Here is a 2,147-nt window from a genome sequence, read left to right on the forward strand (position 1 = left end):
AGGAGGGGGCTGTCTAAAAAGGTCACTTGTGCTGTCATTTTGGGCTTTTAGACAGCCCCAATACCCAATTGAGCCCTTCGGCGCCGCTCAGGGTAGACTCCGGGCGACCCCTTTCCGATTTTCCTTAAATTTTTTTATAATAATGAAGTCGGAAAGAGGCGCCTGGAGCAGGTCCTTCGCTTTCGCTCAGGATAGACTCCGGATCCCTCGCCCCGTTGGATAGTCAGGGGAGGTTAATTTTTTGTTAAACAAGGGTACTTATCCCACGGGGCGAGGAGCCGGAGCGGCCCATCCTAAAGCGAGTTTAGCAGAATTAAGTACAAAATTTGACGTATTAGTTTTTTTTCACAAAAATAGGAATTCCAAAAATGAAAGTTCTGACTATTCTACCCATACTATTCTTGCTTTTACTTTTAAGCTGCTCGACTCAAGATTCACAGAATTCACTCGGCATCTTGTTTGATGAAGAGTGGGCATTCCGTATGGAGGAGAATCCGCTTTTTGCCACTAATGCCGGACATCATCAATATAACGATCGTTTGCCCTCGGTCACTGAAGCGGATCAAACGCGGCGTTATGAGTATTATTCTGACCTCATGGAACGCCTCGAGGCTATTGACCGGTCCTCTTTAAGTGAAACAGACCGGATCAATACCGACATCTTTAAACGCCAGATTTGGGAGAAAATTGAAAACTATAAATTTAAAGCATACCTGGTTCCGTTTACCGCCGACGACGGTTTCCATATCTCTTTTGCCCGAATACCGGATCAAGTTCCCCTGGCCACGGTAAGCGATTACGAGAATTATATCAAACGCCTGAATGCTTTTCCCGGTTATGTCGACCAGCACCTCGGCCTTTTGCGCCAGGGCATCGAATCCGGGATAACCATGCCCAGGATAGTTTTACAAGGCTATGAAGTAACCATTGAAACACATATCGTAGACGACCCAACAAAGAGCGTTTTTTATAAACCGTTTGAGAAAATTCCGACAACGGTCGCCGCAAGCGAGCGCGAACGTCTCGGAGAAACTGGCAAAAAGGCGATCATGGACGGTGTGGTGAAGGGTTACCGAACGTTGCTCCGTTTTATGGTGGATGAGTATATCCCGAATGCCCGTACAAGCATCGGCGCCTCAGAGCTGCCGAATGGCCGGGAATATTACGCTCAGCGGGTGAAATATTTTACCACCCTGGATATGAGCGTCGACGAAATTCACCAGCTCGGTCTTCAGGAGGTTAAGCGTATTCGTTCGGAGATGGAGCAAATCATAAAGAAAGTTGGATTTTCCGGGAGCTTTGCTGATTTTCTCAAATTCCTGCGCACGGATCCACGGTTTTATGCCAAAACCCCTGAAGAACTTCTGAAGCAGGCTTCCTATATTGCCAAGCAAATGGATGCGAAGCTACCGTCACTTTTCAAAACCATGCCAAGGTTGCCTTATGGTGTCGCGCCGGTGCCGGATCATCTGGCCCCTAAATATACCACCGGCCGCTATGTCGGCGCTGCACTCGGCAGTACCCAGCCCGGTTATTATTGGGTCAACACCTATGCGCTGGATCGGCGCCCCTTATACACGCTTGAGGCACTTACCTTTCACGAAGCCGTCCCCGGACACCATCTGCAAATTGCTTTAGCCCGCGAGTTGCAAGGTTTGCCGAACTTCAGGCGTTTTTCTTATATTTCCGCTTTTGGGGAAGGTTGGGGGCTTTACTGCGAATGGCTTGCCAAAGAAGTGGGATTCTATACAGACCCATACAATGAGTTCGGCCGTCTGACCTATGAAATGTGGCGCGCATGCCGATTGGTGGTGGACACCGGAATGCACGCCATGGGCTGGACCCGGAAGCAGGCAATGGATTACCTGGGGTCTAATACAGCGTTGTCTCTGCACAACGTCAGAACGGAGACCGACCGCTACATCTCCTGGCCAGGGCAAGCACTCGCCTATAAAATTGGCGAGCTTAAAATTCGGGAATTGCGTCAGAAAGCTGAAGAAGCCCTGGGCGAGAAATTCGATATTCGCGAGTTTCATGATGTTGTGCTGTTGAACGGCGCGATTCCTTTAACGACGCTGGAGAATCTGGTAAATAGCTATATTCAAAAGCATACTGCGACAAACTAGTACAACGATTCATAAAAAACT

General features: G+C 48.7%; 1 protein-coding gene. It reads left to right on the forward strand.

From position 1 onward, the window contains the following. Window positions 1–368: 368 nt before the first annotated feature. Window positions 369–2,126 carry a DUF885 domain-containing protein gene (locus IH879_22625; GenBank protein ID MCH7677723.1) on the forward strand — a complete coding sequence of 586 codons (1,758 nt, stop codon included), beginning with the start codon at window positions 369–371 and terminating at the stop codon, window positions 2,124–2,126. Window positions 2,127–2,147: the final 21 nt, after the last annotated feature.

The organism is candidate division KSB1 bacterium (genome assembly GCA_022562085.1).
In the GTDB taxonomy this organism is placed as follows: domain Bacteria; phylum Zhuqueibacterota; class Zhuqueibacteria; order Oceanimicrobiales; family Oceanimicrobiaceae; genus Oceanimicrobium.

What these genes read in the sequence shown, in the direction of transcription:
- IH879_22625 (MCH7677723.1), top strand. Translation starts at nt 369, where the DNA reads ATGAAAGTTCTGACTATTCTACCCATACTATTCTTGCTTTTACTTTTA.